At 72.0% G+C, this 20,076-nt stretch carries 2 protein-coding genes; both read right to left on the reverse strand.

Features of this window, described 5'->3' with window-relative positions; translation table 11 throughout:
* Nucleotides 1-5,009 (reverse strand): type I polyketide synthase (locus tag ACIBQX_RS07095; protein ID WP_397001579.1); only part of this gene is annotated, 5,009 nt, incomplete at its 3' end.
* Nucleotides 5,010-5,036: 27 nt separating this feature from the next.
* Nucleotides 5,037-20,057, reverse strand: coding sequence for a type I polyketide synthase (locus tag ACIBQX_RS07100; RefSeq protein ID WP_397001581.1), 15,021 nt, complete (start codon nucleotides 20,055-20,057; stop codon nucleotides 5,037-5,039).
* Between the last annotated feature and the right edge of the window lie 19 nt (nucleotides 20,058-20,076).

A 20,076-nucleotide genomic window follows, 5' to 3' on the forward strand; every position in this document is an offset into this window, starting at 1 on the left:
GCCACAAACCCACCCTCACGGGTAACCGAAGTCAGCAGCGAACCCGGCACCGCATCCACAAGACCAGCGAGATCCCAACCCCGATCAGCAGGGAACCCACCAATGGCGTCCCCACCGCTCGCCAGCAACTCCCACAGCGCTTCCGGGCTGTCCACCCCACCGGGGAACCGGCAGCCCATCCCGACGATCACCACCGGATCCCCCGTGACCGGCGCCCGCCCGGCCACGCCGAGCATCCGCTGAGCAGGGCTCAGCTGCTGGTCGCCCAGCAGCTGGGTGAGAATCTGCCGCCCCAGCACCAGCGGGGACGGGTGGTCGAACACCACTGTCGAGGGCAGGTGCAGCCCGGTGGCCTGGTTCAGCCGGCTGCGCAGTTCCACCGCGGTCAGCGAGTCGAACCCCATCTCCCGGAACGCCCGGCCTGACTCGACCGCGTCGGGGGAGGCGTGTCCGAGCACGGCCGCCGCGTGCGCGCGGACCAGTTCCGTCACGATGCGTTCCCGCCGCCCGGGCGTAGCGCCCACCAGGCGGCCCAGTAGCTCCGCGGCCTCGCCCGAGGTCACCACCGCGGCGCCGGCCGGGCCGGCCTCGGCCTGCCGCGCTTCGGGGATCTCGTCCAGCAGCGGCCAGGCCCGCATGGCGTTGAACACGGCCGAGAACCGTGGCCAGTCCACATCCGCCACCGACAGCACGGTCTCGTCGTCGGCGAGCACCTGGCCCAGGGCCGACAGTGCCCGGCCCGGGTCCAGCAGCCGCAGGCCCTGACGCCGCAGCCGTTCCGGGATCACGCTCAGCGCGCGGTCGGCCGGGTCGGAATCCTGCCCGGTGTCCCAGACTCCCCAGGCCACCGATGTCGCCGGCAGACCCCGGGCGCGGCGGTTCTCCGCCAGCGCGTCCAGGTGGGCGTTCGCCGCCGCGTACGCGCCGTGCTCGCTGACGCCCCAGATGGCCGCGATCGACGAGAACAGCACGAAGGCGTCCAGGTCCAGATCAGCGGTCAGCTCGTCCAGGTGCGTGGCTCCGGTGACCTTCGCGCCCAGGGTCAGTGCCAGCTGGTCCACGCCGGTGTCGGACAGGGTCAGGAGCTCCACCGCCATGGCCCCGTGGATCACCGTCGACAGCGCCGGTCCGATGCGGTCGATCCAGGTCAGCAGGCCGGCGACGGCATCGCGGTCGGTGACGTCGCAGGTCGCCAGGCTGATGGCGGTTCCGGCGGTGGCCAGGGCCGCGGCCACGGCGGCCGCCCCGGGGACCATCGGCCCGCTCCGGCTGACCAGCGTCAGGTGCGGGGCGCCCGCGTCGGCGAGCCAGCGGGCCAGCTCGGGGCCGATCTCGCCGCTCGCCCCGGTCACGAGTACGGTGCCGCGCGGTTTCCACAGGCCGGTGCTGCGGGACGGCCCGCTCCTGACCAGCCGGCGGCCCACGACTCCGGCCGGGCGGATGGCCACCTGGTCCTCACCGCATCCGGCCAGCACGGCGCCGAGGCGCTTGGCGGCCCGCGCGTCGGGCGTGGGCGGCAGGTCGATCAGGCCGCCCCAGCGATCCGGGTGCTCCAGGCCCGCGACCCGGCCCAGGCCCCAGACCTGCGCCTGGGTCGGGCTGGTCAGCGGCTCGCCGGGAGCGGTGGCCACCGCCCCGGACGTCAGTACCCACAGCGGCGCGGTGATCGCGGCCTGGCCGAGCGCCTGGACCACGCCCAGCGTGCCGGCCACGCCGGCGGCCACCGAAGGCCGGCCGGGCAGCGGTGTCTCGTCCAGTGCCAGCAGCGACACGACCCCCGCCACGGACGTCTCGCTCGTGCCGTCCGCCCGGCCGAGGGCGTCCATGATCAGAGTGGCCAGCGACGCCTGGTCGTACTCACTCGAACGCACCTCGGCGAGTACGACGTCCGCGCCGCGAGCGGTGAGGGCCCGCACGCAGGTGGCGTGCGGCTCTCGCTCGGTTCCGCCGGCCGGGACGACGACGAGCCAGGCCCCATGGAGGGCGGCCGACGCCTCTTCGGGCACCGGCACCCAGGAGACCTGGTAGCGCCAGCCGGCCGTCGCCGAGTCGTCGCGCTCCCGGCGCCGCCAGGACGCCAGGGCCGGGACGACGTCGTTGAGGCGCTGTTCGTCCACCGCGAGGGTGTCGGCCAGGACGTCCACGTCGCCGTTCTCGACGGCGGCCCAGAACCGGACCTGCGCCGCCGAGTCGTTCTCGCCCGGCGTGTCGCGCGTGGCCGGGACCGGGCTCGGCCAGAAGTGCTGACGCTGGAACGCGTACGTCGGCAGCTCGACCCGCTGCCCGGCGGGCAGCACCGCCGACCAGTCGACACCGACGCCGTGGACGTGCGCCTCGGCCAGCGAGGTCAGGATCCGGGCCGGACCGCCGTCGTCCCGGCGTAGTGTCCCGGTGACCACCGGCGCCGGGCCGGACAGGCCGTCGGTGTCCTCGCGTCCGGCGAGGCTCTCCAGGGTGGCGGTGATCGACGTGGTCAGCACCGGATGCGCGGAGGTCTCGATGAACACCCGGTACTCGCTCAGCGCTTCGATCGCCCGGGCGAACTGGACGGTCGCCCGCAGGCTCGCGTACCAGTACTCTGCCCCGAGCTCCGGACCGGCCAGCGTCTCGCCGGTCATCGCCGACACCATCGGAATCCGGCCCGCCTGCGGAGTGACCCCGGCCAGCAGACTCAGGATCTCTTCACGCAACGCATCCACCTGCGGACCATGCGAGGCGTAATCCACCGGCAGCATCCGCGCCCGGACACCATCCCGCTCACACCCGGCCAGCACCTCCGCCAGCGCCTCCAGGTCACCCGAGACCACCGTCGCGCCAGGACCGTTCACCGCCGCGACCGACACCCGATCAGCCCAAGGCGCCACCCGGACCTCGACCGCATCCGCAGACTCGGCGATCGACAGCATCCCGCCCCGGCCCGACAGAGCGGTCAACGCCTGACTGCGCAGCGCCACCACCTTCGCGGCATCCTCCAACGACAAGATCCCCGCCACCACCGCAGCCGCGATCTCCCCCTGGCTGTGACCGACCACCGCATCCGGCTCCACACCGGCCGCCTGCCACACCGCAGCCAGCGACACCATCACCGCCCACAACACCGGCTGAACCACATCCACCCGGTCAAACCCAAGAGCCCCGGCCAGGGCGTCATCCAACGACCAGTCCACATAAGGAGCCAAAGCTTGCCCACACTCAGCCAACCGAGCCGCGAAAACCGGACTGACCTCGGCCAACTCCCGACCCATCCCCACCCACTGCGACCCCTGACCAGGGAAGACGAAGACGACCCGGTCCCGCCCGCGACCGGGAGGAACCACGCCGCTCACAACGCCGGCGGCGGGCAGGTCGGTGGCCAGCGCGGCCAGTCCCGACAGCAGCTCGTCCCGGTTCTCGCCCCGGACCACGGCCCGGTGCTCGAACACCGATCGGGTCGTCGCCAGCGACCACCCGATGTCGGTCAGATCCAGATTCACCCGGTTCCGGGCGAAATCGGCCAGCCGTTCGGCCTGGGCCCGCAGCCCGTCCGCGGTTCGCGCCGACACCAGCCAGGCCGTCCCCTCGGACAGCACCGCCGGGGTCACGGCAGGCGCGGACTGAGGGGTGTCGGCGGGGTCGCCGTCGGTGTCACCCGCCGCAGGAGCTTCCTGAACGATGACGTGCACGTTGGTGCCGCTGGCTCCGAACGCCGAGACGCCGGCCCGGCGGGGCTGCCCGTCGGCGGGCCACGGCACCGCCTCCGTCAGCAGCCGGACGTCGCCCACCGACCAGTCGACCTGCGGCGAAGGCACGTCGACGTGCAGGGTGGGCGGCATCAGGTCGTGCTGGAGCGCCAGCACCATCTTGATGATCCCGGCCACCCCGCCCGCCGCCTGGGTGTGCCCGATGTTCGACTTCACCGATCCCAGCCACAGCGGACGACCCTCCGGCCGGTTCTGACCGTAGGTGGCCAGGATCGCCTGCGCCTCGATCGGGTCGCCCAGGACCGTGCCGGTGCCGTGCCCCTCCACCACGTCCACCTGGTCGGCCCGGACCCGGGCGTTGGTCAGGGCCTCGCGGATGACGCGCTGCTGCGAAGGCCCGTTCGGCGCAGTCAGCCCGTTGCTGGCGCCGTCCTGGTTCGCGGCCGTGCCGGCGATCAGTGCCAGCACGGGATGGCCGTTACGGCGAGCGTCCGAAAGCCGTTCCAGGACGAGCAGTCCGGCGCCCTCGCCCCAGCCCATGCCGTCCGCCGCGCCGGCGAAGGCCTTGCTGCGCCCGTCCGCGGCCATCCCCTGCTGCCGGGAGAACTCCGCGAACGCCCCCGGCGTGATCATCACGACGACGCCGCCGGCCAGCGCCAGGGAGCAGTCTCCCGAGCGCAGCGCCTGAGCGGCCAGGTGCAGGGCGACCAGCGACGACGAGCAGGCCGTGTCCACGGTGAGCGCCGGACCCTCCAGACCCAGGGTGTACGCCACCCGACCGGAGATCATCGCGGTCTGGCTCCCGGTCAGCAGGTATCCCTCCGAGCCGGCGTCGGCTTCGACCAGGCCCTCGCCGTACCCGGCGAATCCGGCGCCGACGAACACACCGGTCGAGGAGCCTCGCAGCGACCGCGGCTCGATCCGGGCCCGCTCCAGTGACTCCCACGCCACTTCCAGCAGCAGCCGCTGCTGGGGGTCCATCGCCAGCGCCTCGCGCGGGCTGATCCCGAAGAACCCGGCGTCGAAGTCCGCGGCGTCATAGACGAACCCGCCCTGGTGCGCGAAGGCGCTCGCGCTGTCCGCGTTGCCGCGCCGGAGTGCTTCCCAGCCTCGGTCGGTCGGGAATCCGGCGATGGCATCCGTACCGGACACCACCAGGTCCCAGAAACTCTCCGGGTCACGGACGCCGCCAGGGTATCGGCAGCCCAGGCTCACGATGGCGATCGGTTCCTGCTCGGCCGCCTCCATCCGGTGCAGCCGCTTACGGGTTTCCTGAAGTTCGGCCGACGCCTTTTTGAGGTACTCAAAGAGTTTTTCTTGGCTATCCATGACGGACTCCCAGAATGAGCGGGTCGATTAGTCTGCGGCGTCGATCGCGGGTAGCCCGAGTTCCTGATCCAGGAAGCTGAATACCTCGTCGGGCGTGGCTGATCGGAATTCGATGTCGGTGCTCGCGGGCTTTTCCGCGCTGTGTGTGTCGATCCAGTTCGACAGCATTCCGCGCAGAAGCTTGGTGACGTCGTCGCGCTTGTCGAAGTCGGCGGTGACGCCGGAGAGAGCCGACTGCAGCCGCTCGATCTCGGTGATGATCGACGGCGAGTCGGTCTCCCCGCCCAGGTTCATCGCGGTCCGTACGTGACCGGCCAGAACCTCCGGCGTCGGGTAGTCGAAGACCAGGGTGGCCGGGAATCTCATCCCGGTGGCTCTGTTCAGCCTGTTACGCAGCTCCACGGCGGTGAGTGAGTCGAAACCGAGGTCCTTGAAGGCCCGGTCGGCCTCCACCTCGTTCACCGAGGGGTGCCCGAGGACGGCGGCGGCCTCGGCCCGGACCAGGTCTGTCAGTATTCGCTCCTGCTCGACCCGGGACAAGCCGTGCAACTGCTGACCAAGTGCGCCTTCGCCGGGTCCGTCGTCCTCGCCGCCGGGGCCGGACGCGCCCGGCGACAGAGCCTGCCGGACCTCGGGCAGGTCGCCGATCAGCGCGCTCGGGCGGTGCAGGGTGAACACCGGCGCGAACCGGGCCCAGTCCAGGTCCGCGACCGTCACCGTTCCCGTCTCGCCGGCCGGGCCGTCGAGGATTCCGGCCAGCGTCTCGATCGCCAGGTCCGGGTCCATCTCCCGCAGGCCCAGCCGCTGCAGCCGGTCACCGCCCTCACCCTGGCCCATGCCGCCGCCGCCCCACAGCCCCCAGGAGACCGACGTCGCCGCCAGTCCCCGGCCTCGGCGGTGCTCGGCCAGGCCGTCCAGGAACGCGTTGGCCGCGGCGTACCCGGCCTGCATGCCGCTGCCCCAGACGGCGGCGCCGGACGAGAACGTCACGAAGGCGGTCAGCTCCCGGCCGGCCGTGAGCTCGTCCAGGTTCACCGCCCCGGCGACCTTGGCCTCGGCGACCTCGGCGAGGCCGGCGACGGTGAGGTCGTCCAGCGGGGTGACCTGGCCGGTCCCGGCGGCGTGGAAGACGGCGGTCAGCGCCGGCCCGGACCGATCGATCGTGTCGAGCAGCCCGGCGGCCGGTCCCCGCCGGGCGGTGTCGCAGGCGACCACCTGGACGGCGCTCCCGGCTTCGGCCAGCCGGGCGGCGAGCGTGGCGGTACCGGTGGCGGCCGGCCCGGAGCGGCTGGACAGGACGATCCGGGGTGCGCCACGCTCGGCCAGCCAGCCGCCGACCCGTCCGCCGATGGCTCCGGTCCCGCCGGTCACCAGAACCGTTCCCGGCGGCGTCCAGCGTTCGGCCGCGCTGGGCCGGGGCGCCCGGACCAGGCGCCGGCCCCGGATCCCGCCACCGCGGATCGCGACCTGATCCTCACCGCCGCCGTCGGCCAGGAGCCGGACCAGCCGGTCCATGGCCTGCTCGGCCGGCTCCGGAGGCAGATCGATCAGCCCACCCCAGCGGCCGGAATGTTCCAGGGCCGCGACCCGGCCGAGGCCCCACACAGGCGACTGTCCGGGCGCGGTGAGCGGCTCGCCCGGTTCGGCGGCGACGGCGCCCTGGGTCAGGACCCACAGCGGCGCCTCGATCTCGCGGTCGCCGAGGGCCTGAAGCAGTGCGAGCGTCCCGGCCAGACCGGCCGTGACCCCCGGCGCGTCGGGCAGCGGCGTCTCGTCCAGCGCGAGGAGCGAGACCACACCCGCCACCGCCGAATCCGGCTCGAGCCGCCCCGCCGCCATCAGGTCGGCATCCAGCCGCTCCGCCGCCGGGTCCGGATCCAGCCGGTCCGCCAGCGCCTGCCTGCCTGTCTCGCCGGGTGCGATCTCGATGCGTACGACCTCGGCGCCGGCCGTGTCGAGGGCCCGTACGCACCTGTCGGCCAGATCCCGCTGGGCTGGGGTGGCGACGAACAGCCAGGTCCCGGTCAGGGGCGTCGACTGCGGGTCGGGCAGGGCCGGCCAGGAGGCCCGGTACCGCCAACCGGCGGTGACCGTTTCGCCGCGTTCGCGCTGCCGCCAGGACGCCAGCGCGGGCAGGACCTCGCGGAACGGCTTGTCCGCGCCGACGGCGAGCGTGCCGGTGAGCCCGGCCAGATCGCCGTCCTCGACGGCGGCCCAGAACCGGGCCTCGGCGAGGCTGCCAGCCTGGGGCGCCTTCGCCGCCGCGAGCCACAGTCTCTGGCGCTGGAAGACGTACGTGGGGAGATCGACCCGCGCGCCGGTGGGCAGGACGGCGGCCCAGTCGACCGGGACGCCGTGGACGTGCACCTCGGCCAGCGAGGCCAGCAGCCGGTCCGCACCGCCGTCGTCGCGACGCAGGGTTCCGGTCAGTACCGGGGGCCGGCGCAGAGCTCGGGCCCGTTCGGTGCCGGGTTCCGTGGAGTCATCGGTTCGGGTGTTCTCGAGGGTGGCGCCGATGGCGGTGACGAGCACCGGGTGGGCGGAGGTCTCGATGAACACCTCGTAGTCGCCCAGCGCTTCCACCGCCCGGGAGAACTGGACGGTCGCTCGCAGGCTGGCGTACCAATAGCCGGCGTCCAACTCGGGACCTTCGAGGAACTCACCGGTCATCGCCGACACCATCGGAATCCGGCCGGCCTGCGGAGTGACCCCGTCCAACAGACTGAGGATCTCCTCACGCAACGCATCCACCTGCGGGCCATGCGAGGCGTAATCCACCGGCAACATCCGCGCCCGGACACCATCGCGCTCACACCCGGCCAGCACCTCCGCCAACGCCTCCGGATCACCGGAAACGACCGTGGCATCCGGCCCATTGACCGCAGCCACCGAGGCACGCCCGTCCAACGACGCCACCCGAGCCTCGACAGCATCCGCCGACTCCGCGATCGACAACATCCCGCCCCGGCCCGACAGGGCGATCAACGCCTGGCTGCGCAGCGCCACGATCTTCGCGGCGTCCTCCAGCGACAAGATCCCGGCGACCACCGCAGCGGCAATCTCCCCCTGCGAATGCCCCACCACCGCATCCGGCTCCACCCCAGCCGCCTGCCACACCGCAGCCAGCGACACCATCACCGCCCACAACACCGGCTGCACGACATCCACCCGGTCAAGCCCCGAAGCACCAGCCAGGACATCGTCCAACGACCAGTCCACATAAGGAGCCAGAGCCTGCCCGCACTCCACCAGCCGAGCCGCGAACACCGGCGAGGAAGAAGCGAGTTCACGCCCCATCCCGACCCACTGCGACCCCTGACCCGGGAACACGAACACCACCCGGCCACCGCCACCACCAGCCGGAACCACCCCCGACACCACACCAGCCACCGGCCGACCAACCGCCACCGCCGACAACCCCGACAGCAACCCCCGCCGATCCCCACCGACCACCACCGCCCGATGCTCGAACACCGACCGACTCCTGATCAGCGACCACGCCACATCCCCAACACCCAACCCCGGACGAGCCCCCACGAACTCACCCAACCGACCAGCCTGCGCCCCCAACCCAGCACCCGACCGCGCCGACACCAACCACGCCACCACCGACCCCGACAACACCGGCAGACGCGGACTCTCGATGGCGGGAGGTTCGACGGCTGCGGGGGCTTCTTCGATGATGACGTGGGCGTTGGTGCCGCTGATCCCGAACGACGACACCCCGGCCCGCCGGGGACGGCCGTCGACCGGCCACGGCTTCGGCTCGGCCAGGAGCTCGATGTCTCCGGCCGCCCAGTCGATGTTCTCCGCCGGCTCCTCGGCGTACAGGCTGCGGGGGAGTTCCTGATGCTGCAGGGCCAGCACCATCTTCATCACGCCGGCGGCGCCGGCTGCGCTCTGGGTGTGGCCGAGGTTGGACTTCACCGACCCGAGCCACAGCGGCCGACCTTCAGGACGGTCCTGCCCGTACGTCGCCAGCAACGCCTGCGCCTCGATCGGGTCGCCCAGCGTCGTACCGGTGCCGTGCGCCTCCACCACGTCGACATCCACGGCCGACAACCGCGCGTTGGCCAGCGCCGCCCGGATCACCCGCTGCTGCGACGGACCGTTCGGCGCGGTCAGCCCGTTCGAGGCGCCGTCCTGGTTCACCGCACTGCCCCGCATCACGGCCAGCACCGGGTGCCCGTTGCGGCGGGCGTCCGACAGCCGCTCCAGCAGGATCATCCCGGCGCCCTCGGCCATGCCGATACCGTCGGCCGAGGCCGAGAACGCCTTGCAGCGGCCGTCCTGGGCCAGGCCACGCTGCCGGGAGAACCCGACCAACGCCCCCGGCGTCGCCATGATCGTGACACCACCGGCCAGCGCCAGCGAACACTCCCCCGCCCGCAACGCGGACGCGGCCAGATGCATGGCCACCAACGCCGACGAGCAAGCCGTATCGACGGTGACCGCCGGTCCCTCCAGGCCCAGCGTGTAGGAGACGCGTCCGGACAGGACGCTGGTCGAGCCCCCGGTCAGCAGGTGGCCTTCGGAGCCCGTCGAGGCGAAGAGTCCGTACCCCAAGGCCGCCCCACCGGCGAAGACCCCGGTCTGCGATCCCCGCAGGCTCATCGGGTCGATCCCGGCCCGTTCCAGCGCTTCCCACGAGATCTCCAGCAGCAGCCGCTGCTGCGGGTCCATGCTGAGCGCCTCACGCGGACTGATCCCGAAGAACCCCGGGTCGAACTCGGCCGCGTCGTGTACGAATCCGCCGGACCTGGCGTAGAAGGTGCCGGCCTTGTCGGGGTTCGGGTCGTACAGGCCGTCTATGTCCCAGCCCCGGTCCAGGGGCAGCTCCGTCACCGCGTCGCCGCCGGCGGCCAGCAGGTCCCACAACGATTCCGGGTCACGGACGTCGCCGGGGAACCGGCAGCTCATGCTCACGATCGCGATGGGTTCACCGGGCTCGATCGGGGCGGTGATGGGCGCCGGCCCGTCCGGGCTCAGGACGCCGAGCAGCTCCGAGGCGAGGTGACCGGCCAGGACCGTGGCGGTCGGATAGTCGAACACCAGCGTGGCCGGCAGCCGCAACCCGGTCGCGGCGCTCAGCCGGTTACGCAGGTCCACGGCGGTCAGCGAGTCGAACCCGAGGTCGGTGAAGGCCCGGCTCAGCTCGACCGCGCCGGACGACGTATGCCCCAGGACGGCGGCGACGTGCGTACGCACCAGATCCGTCAGCACCCGATCGCGTTCGGCCGCAGACACGCCGGCCAGTCTCCGGCGTAGGGTGTCCGCCAGCGCTCCCTGGTTCGCGGCTGAGGCCGTGGTCAGTCGAGCCGGCCCGGCCAGCCCTCTCAGAAGGGCGGGGATCTCGGCGCCACGGGCGGCCTGGGCGCGCATCCCGGCGACGTCGAACCGGACCGGCAGCAGCACGGCCTCGTCCCGGGCGAGGGCAAGATCGAGCAGGGTGAGGCCCTCGTCGGCGGACAATTCGGCGGCGCCGCTGCCGGTGATCCGGTCGAGCAGGCCCTTGCTCAGGTTCCGGCCGATTCCCTCGCTGGCCATCCAAGCTCCCCAGGCCAGGGAGACGGCGGGCAGGCCGGCGGCGCGGCGGCGGGCGGCCAGCGCGTCGAGGAAGGCGTTGCCCGCCGCGTAGTTGCCCTGGCCTGGCCCGCCGAACGTGGCCGCGGCCGAGGAGAACAGGACGAACAGGTCCAGATCGAGACCCAGGGTCAGCTCGTGGAGGGTCCACGCCGCGTCGGTCTTGGGCCGCATCACGGCGTCGACCCGGTCGGGAGTGAGTGAGCCGATGATGCCGTCGTCGACGACTCCGGCGGTGTGGACGACGCCGGACAGAGTGGTTCCGGCCGGAAGACCGGCCAGCAGCCCGGTCACGGCGGCCCGGTCCCCGACGTCGCACGCGGCGACCAGCACGCCGGCCCCGGCGGCCGCGATGCCGGCGGCCAGGGCCCCGACTCCAGCGGCGGCCGGCCCGGAGCGGCTGACCAGGATCAGCTGACCGGCCCGGCCGCCGGCGGCCAGGTGCCTGGCGGTGAGACCGGCCAGCTTCCCGGTGCCACCGGTGACCAGGACCGCGCCGGGAACGCGGGGGGACGGCGCCTGATCATCGTTCATGGTGCCGGCCGGTGTGGCGGCGACGGACGGGCGGGCCAGCCGCCGGCCGTAGCCGCTGCCGCCGCGAACGGCGAGCTCCGGCTCCGCGGCGTCCAGCGCGGCGACCAGCACCCCGACCGCATCCGGGGCCGCACCGATGTCGTCCTGAGCGGGCAGGTCTGCCAGGACCAGCCGGCCGGGGTTCTCCGACTGCGCTGAGCGGAGCAGCCCCCAGGCCGCCGCGGCGCCCAGATCGGCCACAGTCTCGCCGGGTACGGTCGCGACCGCCCCCTGGGTGACGACGACCAGGCGCGCCGGCAGCTCCAGCGCCAGCCATCGCTGCGCCAGCCCCAGCGCCTCACCGGTCACTCGCCGGGCGGCCACACCCTCATCCACGTCTTCCCTGCCGTGAGCCGCCGCACCGGCACCGGCCCGCACCACCTGGCCGTGAGCCGCCGTGCCGACACCGGCCAGCACCACCTCCGGCACCGTGCCACCCGCCTCGATCTCCGCCGACAGCGCGGCCAGATCGGTGTAGGCGCTCACCGCGACGCCGGTTACTCCCAGACGCTCGGTCAGTCTCAGCCCGTCGGGCCCGATGACCGCCCAGTGACCGCTCGGGGCGGACTCCCGCACCGGAACGGGAATCCATTCGATGCTGAACAGGGCCTCCCTCAGCGCGCCTCCAGCCGCCGGGGCCGCCACGGGTCGTAGCACCAGCGATTCGACCGAAACGACCGGATTCCCCGTCGGGTCGGCCGCGACCAGCGACAACGCGCCGGTCGCCGACTGCCGCACCCGGGCCCTCAGCACCGACGCGCCGACCGCGTACAACGACACCCCGGACCAGGCGAACGGCATCCGCGCGCCACCCGCGTCGGCGGCCGGCTCGGCCAGCCAGACGGCGTGCAGAGTGGCGTCCAGCAGGGCCGGGTGAAGGCCGAAATCACCGGCGTTGCCGGCGATGCCCTCCGGCAGAACGACCTCGGCGAAGACCTCGCCGGCGCGCCGCCAGGCCGCCCGTAAACCTTGGAACGCGGGCCCGACCCCAGCGGCCGCCGCCAGCTCCTGGTGTACGCCGTCCACCGGCACGACCACGGCGCCGGCCGGGGGCCAGACGGTGAACTCACTCTCGGCGAAACCGGCGGGCGGCCGGGCCGGAGCGACCCGCCCGGTGGCGTGCCGGATCCACGGGACACCGGCGTCCACCGGACGGGCGAAGATCTCGATCTCCCGCAGGCCGTCATCGTCCGGGGCACCCACGGTGACCTGGACCTGGACGGCATCGGTAGCGGGCAGCACCAGGGGCGCGGCCATGGTCAGCTCGTCGATCCGGGTGCATCCCAGCCGTGATCCGGCCACCATGGCGAGCTCGGCGAACCCGCTTCCGGGGAAGAAGACCGTCCCGTCCATCTCGTGATCGGCGAGCCAGGGCTGGGTCGTCAGCGACAGCCGCCCGGTGAACACGAGGGCGTCACCGTCAGCCAGCTCGACCACGGCGCCGAGCAGCGGATGCCCGACCGATCCCAGACCGGCGGAGGCGACGTCGGCGGCGCCGGCCGCGGCCTCGGGCCAGTACCGTTGCCGCTGGAAGGCGTAGGTCGGCAACTCGACCTGTTCGCCCATCGGCAGCACTGCCGCCCAGTCCACCGGAACGCCGTGCACATGCACCTCGGCCAGGGAAGCCAGCAACCGCGCGGGGCCTCCGTCGTCCCGCCGCAACGTCCCCGACACCACCGGGGACGCATCATGCGCGTCGGTGATCGCCGCTGTCAGTACCGGGTGTGCGGAGGTCTCGATGAACACCCCGTACTCGCCCAGCGCTTCCACCGCCCGGGAGAACTGGACGGTCGCCCGCAGGCTCGCGTACCAGTAGCCGGCGTCCAACTCGGGACCTTCGAGGAACTCACCGGTCATCGCCGACACCATCGGAATCCGGCCCGCCTGCGGAGCGACCCCGTCCAGCAGCCTCAAGATCTCCTCCCGCAACGAGTCCACCTGCGGGCCATGCGAGGCATAATCCACCGGCAACATCCGCGCCCGGACACCATCGCGCTCACACCCGGCCAGCACCTCCGCCAGCGCATCGACCTCACCCGACACCACCGTCGCGCCAGGACCGTTCACCGCCGCGACCGACACCCGATCAACCCAAGGAGCCACCCGGACCTCGACCGCATCCGCCGACTCCGCGATCGACAGCATCCCGCCCCGGCCAGACAGAGCGGTCAACGCCCGACTACGCAGCGCCACGATCTTCGCGGCGTCCTCCAACGACAGGATCCCGGCGACCACCGCAGCGGCGATCTCCCCCTGCGAATGCCCCACCACCGCATCCGGCTCCACCCCAGCCGCCTGCCACACCGCAGCCAGCGACACCATCACCGCCCACAACACCGGCTGAACCACATCCACCCGGTCAAGCCCCGAAGCACCAGCCAGGACATCGTCCAACGACCAGTCCACATAAGGAGCCAACGCCCGACCACACTCAGCCAGCCGAGCCGCGAACACCGGGCTGCTCTCAGCCAGCTCCCGACCCATCCCGACCCACTGCGACCCCTGACCCGGGAACACGAACACCACCCGGCCGGCGTCCCCGTCGGCCGGAACCATGCCGCTGATCACGCCGTCGGCCGGTTCGCCGGCGGCGATCGCGGCCAGTCTCGCGGTCAGCTCGTTCCGATCCTGGCCGAGCAGGACCGCGCGATACTCGAACGCCGATCGGGTGGTGGCCAGGGACCAGCCCACGTCCCTCGGGTCCGGAGACTCATCGGCTGAGGTGAAGTCACCCAGCCGCTGGGCCTGGGCGGCCAGGCCGGCGGCGCTGCGGGCCGAGAGCAGCCAGGCCGTGGTGCCACCGGTCAACACCCTCGCGGCGGTGTCGTCCGGGGCGGCCGTGCCGGTCGTGTCGCTGGTGTCCGGGTCGGGGGCTTCTTCGAGGATGGTGTGGACGTTGGTGCCGCTGCCCCCGAAGGCCGACACGCCGGCCCGGCGGGGGCGGTCGCTCACCGGCCAGGCGACGGGCTCGTTCAGCAGCCGTACCTGACCCGAGGACCAGTCGATGTGCGGCGAGGGCTCGTCCACGTGCAGGGTTCGCGGCAACTCCTGATGCCGCAGAGCCAGCACCATCTTGATGACAGCGGCCATCCCAGCCGCCGCCTGCGTGTGCCCGATGTTCGACTTCACCGACCCCAGCCACAACGGCCGACCCTCAGGCCGATCCTGCCCATACGTCGCCAGCAACGCCTGCGCCTCGATCGGGTCGCCCAGCACCGTCCCAGTGCCGTGCGCCTCCACCACATCGACATCCGCCGCCGACAACCGAGCACTCGCCAGCGCGGAGCGGATCACCCGCTGCTGCGACGGACCGTTCGGCGCCATCAGCCCGTTCGACGCGCCGTCCTGGTTCACCGCACTGCCACGGACGACCGCGAGAACCGGATGCCCGTTGCGGCGAGCGTCGGAAAGCCGTTCTAGTACGAGGACGCCCGTACCCTCGGCGATCCCCATGCCGTCGGCTCCCGCTCCGAAGGCCTTGCAGCGACCGTCGCGCGCCAGCCCGAGCTGTGAATTGAAATCGGTGAACATCACGGGGGTGGCGGCGACGAACGCGCCGCCGGCCAGGGCCAGGGTGCACTCTCCCGACCGCAGTGCCTGCCCGGCCAGGTGCAGCGCCACCAGTGACGACGAGCAGGCCGTGTCCACCGACACCGCCGGGCCTTCCAGACCCAGCACGTACGACATCCGCCCCGACAACACACTGCTCGACATGCCAGTGAACAGGTGTGCCTTGTCGCCGCCCACCTCCTGCTGCCGGTCGAGGCCGTACCCGGACCAGGAAGCCCCGACGAACACCCCGGTCGCCGACCCGCGCAACAGCCCAGGGTCGATGCCCGCCCGCTCCAGCGCCTCCCACGACGTCTCCAGCAGCAGCCGCTGCTGCGGGTCCATGCTGAGCGCCTCACGCGGCGAGATCCCGAAGAACCCAGGATCGAACTCACCCGCGTCATACAAGAACCCACCACGAGGAGCCTGACCCGGCTCGGCCGAGGCTGGGTCCTGGATGGCTGTCATGTCCCAGCCCCGGTCGGCCGGCAGGTCCGAGACGACGTCCGCCCCGGCTGCGAGCAGCCGCCAGAACTCCTCCGGACCACGCACCCCACCGGGGAAACGACAGCCGATGCCCACGATCGCGATCGGCTCGTCCGAAGCAGTCGCCGTGACGATCACGGCATCATCACGGTCACCGAGCAGCCGCGAGCGCAGGAAGCCGGCCAGCGCCGCCGAGGTCGGGTAGTCGAAGACCAGCGTGGCCGGCAACGTCATCCCGGTGGCGGCGTTCAGCCGGTTGCGCAGATCCACGGCGGTCAGCGAGTCGAAGCCGAGGTCCTTGAACGCCCGCCCGACCGCCAGCGCCTCCGGAGAGGAGTGGCCCAGGACGACGGCCGCCTCGGTCCGGACCAGATCCGTGAGCAGCCGGATCTGATCCGCCCGATTCAGGCCGGCCAGCCGAGCCGTCAGCTCTGTGCCGGCGGTGATCTCGTGCTCTTCGGTGCTGGTGGGGGTCGGGTCGCTCAGGGCTCGCCGGGCTTCGGGCAGATCACCGATCAGCGGACTGGGCCGCTGCACCGTCAGCACCGGCGCGAACCGGGCCCAGTCGATGTCGGCGACCGTGACCGGCCCCTCACCATGATCCAAAGCCTGCGCCAGCACACCGATCGCCAACTCCGGGTCCATCTCCCGCAGCCCCATCCGCTGCAGCAACTCCCCGGACCGCCCCTCGGCCATCCCACCGCCGCCCCAGAGCCCCCACGCCACCGACGTGCCGGCCAGCCCACGCCCACGCCGATCCTCCACCAGGGCATCCAAGAAGGCGTTGGCGGCCGCGTACCCGCCCAGATGCGAACTCCCCCACGTCGCCGCCCCAGAAGAGAACGTGACAAAAGCGTCCAGATCCACCGTCAGCCCGTCCAGATGCGCAGCGCCACCGACCTTGGCCGCCATCGACGCCGTCAGACCGGCCGCATCCAGCTGGGTCAGCGGATCCCCGCCCCCCACACCAGCCGCGTGGAACACCGAACTCACCCGAGGCCCGGTCGCACCGATCCACTCCACCAGAGCCGCCACCTCGGCCCGGACACCGACATCGCCGGCCAACACCGCCACCGACGTACCCGCCAACGCCAACTCCGCCGCCAGCGCCCCAACACCGTTGGCAGCCGGACCGGAGCGACCGGACAACACCACCCGGCTCGCACCCCGGCCTGCCACCCAGCGGGCCAGCCGGCCACCGATCGCCCCGGTTCCCCCGGTCACCAACACGCTCCCACCCGGAGCCCAAGCGTTCCGAACCCGCAGCTGCTCAGACGGCGACCGTGAAGCCCGTACCAGACGCCGGGCCAGCACACCCGTGCCCCGGATCGCCACCTGGTCCTCGCCGCCCGCCGCCAGCACCACACACAGCCGGTCCGCCGCCGGGCCGTCCAACACCTCGGGCACGTCGATCAGACCGCCCCACCGGTCCGGATGCTCCAGAGCGGCAACTCGGCCCAAACCCCAAACTTGAGCCTGCGCCAAGGCGGCCGGCACCTGCTCGGGTCCGACCGCACCCGACGTCAGCACCCACAACGGCGCAGCAAGCTCAAGATCCCCAAGAGCCTGGATCAGCCCCACCGTGGCAACCAACCCCGTCGACACCACCGGGCTGCCCGCCAGCGACATCTCCTCCATCGCCAACAGCGACACCACCCCGGACAACGACCGCCCTCCGACGACCTCCCGAAGCCGAGCCGCCAAAACCCCCCGATCCACCGACGCAACCTCAGCAAAAACAACATCCGCTCCATGACCGGCCAGCGCCTCAACGCGCACGGCAGCCGACCCGGCACCCGCCGACCCCGTCACCACCAGCCACGTCCCGGTCAAGACAGCCGCGCGACGGTCACCCACCGACAGACGGTCATTGATCGGCACCCACGAGATCCGGTACCGCCAATCCGCCGTCCGCGACTGATCCCGCTCCCGACGCCGCCACGACGCCAACGCGGGCAGCACCCCCTCCAGCCGCCGCCCCTCCAACGCCAAAGTCTCCGCCAGACCGGCCACGTCACCGTCATCGACAGCAGCCCAGAACCGCTCCTCCGCCCGGCCACCGGACGGGACCGCCGATGCCCCCTCCGCCCAGAACCGTTCCCGCACGAACGCATACGTCGGCAGATCCACCCGCCGGCCAGGCGTCAACACCGCCCGCCAATCAACCGGCACACCCCGGACATGCACCTCGGCCAAAGACCGCAGCACACGCAGCGCCCCGCCATCGTCACGACGCAACGTCCCCACCACCACCGGCGGGTCCTCAACCTCCACCTGCGACCGCAGATCGAGCGTGGCACCGATCGCCCCGGTCAAAACCGGATGCGGAGACACCTCAACGAACACCCGATGCCCACCGTCATACAGCGCCTCCACCGCCCGCGAGAACCACACCGACCCACGCAAACTCGCGTACCAGTAGTCGGCGTTCATCTCCGAGCCTTCGAGAGACTCACCCGTCATCGCCGATACCAGCGGGATCCGGCCCGGCTGCGGGGTAACCCCATCCAGCAGCCCCAGGATCTCCTCCCGCAGCCCCTCCACCTGCGGCCCGTGAGAGGCGTAGTCGACCGGCAGCAGGCGGGTTCGCACCCCCGCGCGTTCGCACTCGGCGGCGATCTCGTTCAGTACGGCGGGCTCCCCCGAAACCACTGTGGCGCCGGGGCCGTTCACGGCCGCGATCGCCACCTGGCCGCCCCAGGCGGCCACCCGGGTCTCAACCTCGTCGGCGGACTCGGCGATCGAGAGCATCCCGCCCCGACCCGACAGGGCAGTCAGAGCCCGACTCCGCAGCGCCACGATCTTGGCGGCGTCCTCCAGCGACAGGATCCCGGCGACAACCGCAGCCGCGATCTCCCCCTGACTGTGACCGACCACCGCACCCGGCTCCACGCCGGCCGCCTGCCACACCGCAGCCAGCGACACCATCACCGCCCACAACACCGGCTGAACCACATCCACCCGGTCAAACCCCGAAGCTCCAGCCAGGACCTCGTCCAGGGACCAGTCCACGTAAGGAGCCAGAGCCCGACCACACTCGGCCAGCCGAGCCGCGAACACCGGACTGGTCTCAGCCAGCTCCCGACCCATACCGACCCATTGCGACCCCTGACCGGGGAACACGAACACCACCGGGCTCACCGCCCCGGCCTCCGCACTCACCACACCGGCCGACGACTCCCCCGCCGCCAACGCCGACAACCCCGCCACCAACTCATCCCGATCCCCGCCCAGCACCACCGCCCGATGCTCGAACGTCGACCGGGAAGTCGCCAAAGCCCACCCCACATCCAGCGGATGGAGATCCGTACCGGCATCCAGACGCGCGGCCAACCGAACCGCCTGCCCCCGCAACGCCTCCCGACTCCGCCCCGACACCAACCACACCGGAGCCCCGGTCAGCACCGGCCCGGCAGCTTTCGGGCTGCTGTCCCGGCGCTCCTCCTCCAGAGTGTCCGGCTCGGCGGGAGCCTCGTCGTGCGCAGAGTCCGGCTCGCTCACCGGTGCCTCTTCAAGGATGACGTGCGCGTTCGTACCGCTGATCCCGAACGACGACACCCCGGCCCGCCGGGTACGGCCGTCGACCGGCCACGGCACCGCCTCCGTCAGCAACCGGACCTGACCGGACGACCAATCAACATGCGCAGACGGCTCAGCAGCATGCAACGTGGGCGGCAGCAGCCCGTTCTGCAGCGCCAGCACCATCTTCATGATCCCGGCGACACCCGCGGCGGCCTGGGCATGACCGATGTTCGACTTCACCGACCCCAGCCACAGCGGCCGATCCTCCGGCCGATCCTGGCCATACGTCGCCAACAGCGCCTGCGCCTCGATCGGATCCCCCAGCACCGTCCCGGTGCCATGCGCCTCCACCACATCCACATCCGCCACCGACAACCGAGCACTCGCCAACGCCGCACGAATCACCCGCTGCTGCGAAGGACCATTCGGAGCGGTCAACCCGTTCGACGCACCGTCCTGATTCACCGCACTGCCACGGACGACCGCCAGCACCCGATGCCCATGCCGGCGCGCGTCCGACAGCCGCTCCAGGACCAGGATTCCGGCGCCCTCGGCCCAGCCGGTCCCGTCCGCGTCCGCCGAGAACGCCTTGCACCGGCCGTCCTCGGCCAGCCCTTCCTGACGGGAGGTCTCCGAGAACGCCGCGGGGACGGCCATGACCGTCACCCCGCCGGCCAGCGCCAGCGAACACTCTCCCGCGCGGAGCGCCTGAGCGGCCAGATGCAGCGCCACCAACGACGACGAACAAGCCGTGTCCACCGTCACCGCCGGACCCTCAAGACCCAGCGTGTACGAGACCCGCCCGGAAATGACACTGGGCGCCGTCCCGGTCATCTGGTACATACCGGATCCCGCAGCCGCACTCGCCGGATAACCGGAACTGGTGCCTCCGGCGAACACCCCTGTGGGCGATCCTCGCAGTGATTTCGGGTCGATCCCGGCCCGCTCCAGCGCTTCCCACGAGATCTCCAGCAGCAGCCGCTGCTGCGGGTCCATCGCCAGCGCCTCACGCGGGCTGATCCCGAAGAACCCGGCATCGAACTCGGCCGCGTCGTAGACGAACCCGCCCCGGCACATGGTCGAGTCCGGGTCGAGTTCGATGTCGGTTTCCCAGCCACGGCCCGCCGGCAGCCCGGCAATCGCGTCCGTGCCTTCGGCCAGCAGCTCCCACAGGGTCTCCGGGCTGTCGACGCCTCCGGGGAGCCGGCAGCTCATCCCGACGATCGCGACGGGCTCCAGCTCACCCATCTCGAATTTGCGCAGACGTTCACGAGTTTCGTACAGCTCGGCCGACACTCTCTTCAGGTAGGCCAGAAGTTTTTCATTCTCTACCATCAGAGTTCTCCCTCAAATC

It is taken from the genome of Nonomuraea sp. NPDC049714 (assembly GCF_044465295.1).
In the GTDB taxonomy this organism is placed as follows: domain Bacteria; phylum Actinomycetota; class Actinomycetes; order Streptosporangiales; family Streptosporangiaceae; genus Nonomuraea.

Bases quoted from the DNA above. Each gene is read 5' to 3' on its own strand.
- ACIBQX_RS07100 (WP_397001581.1), bottom strand. From the start codon at position 20,057: ATGGTAGAGAATGAAAAACTTCTGGCCTACCTGAAGAGAGTGTCGGCC.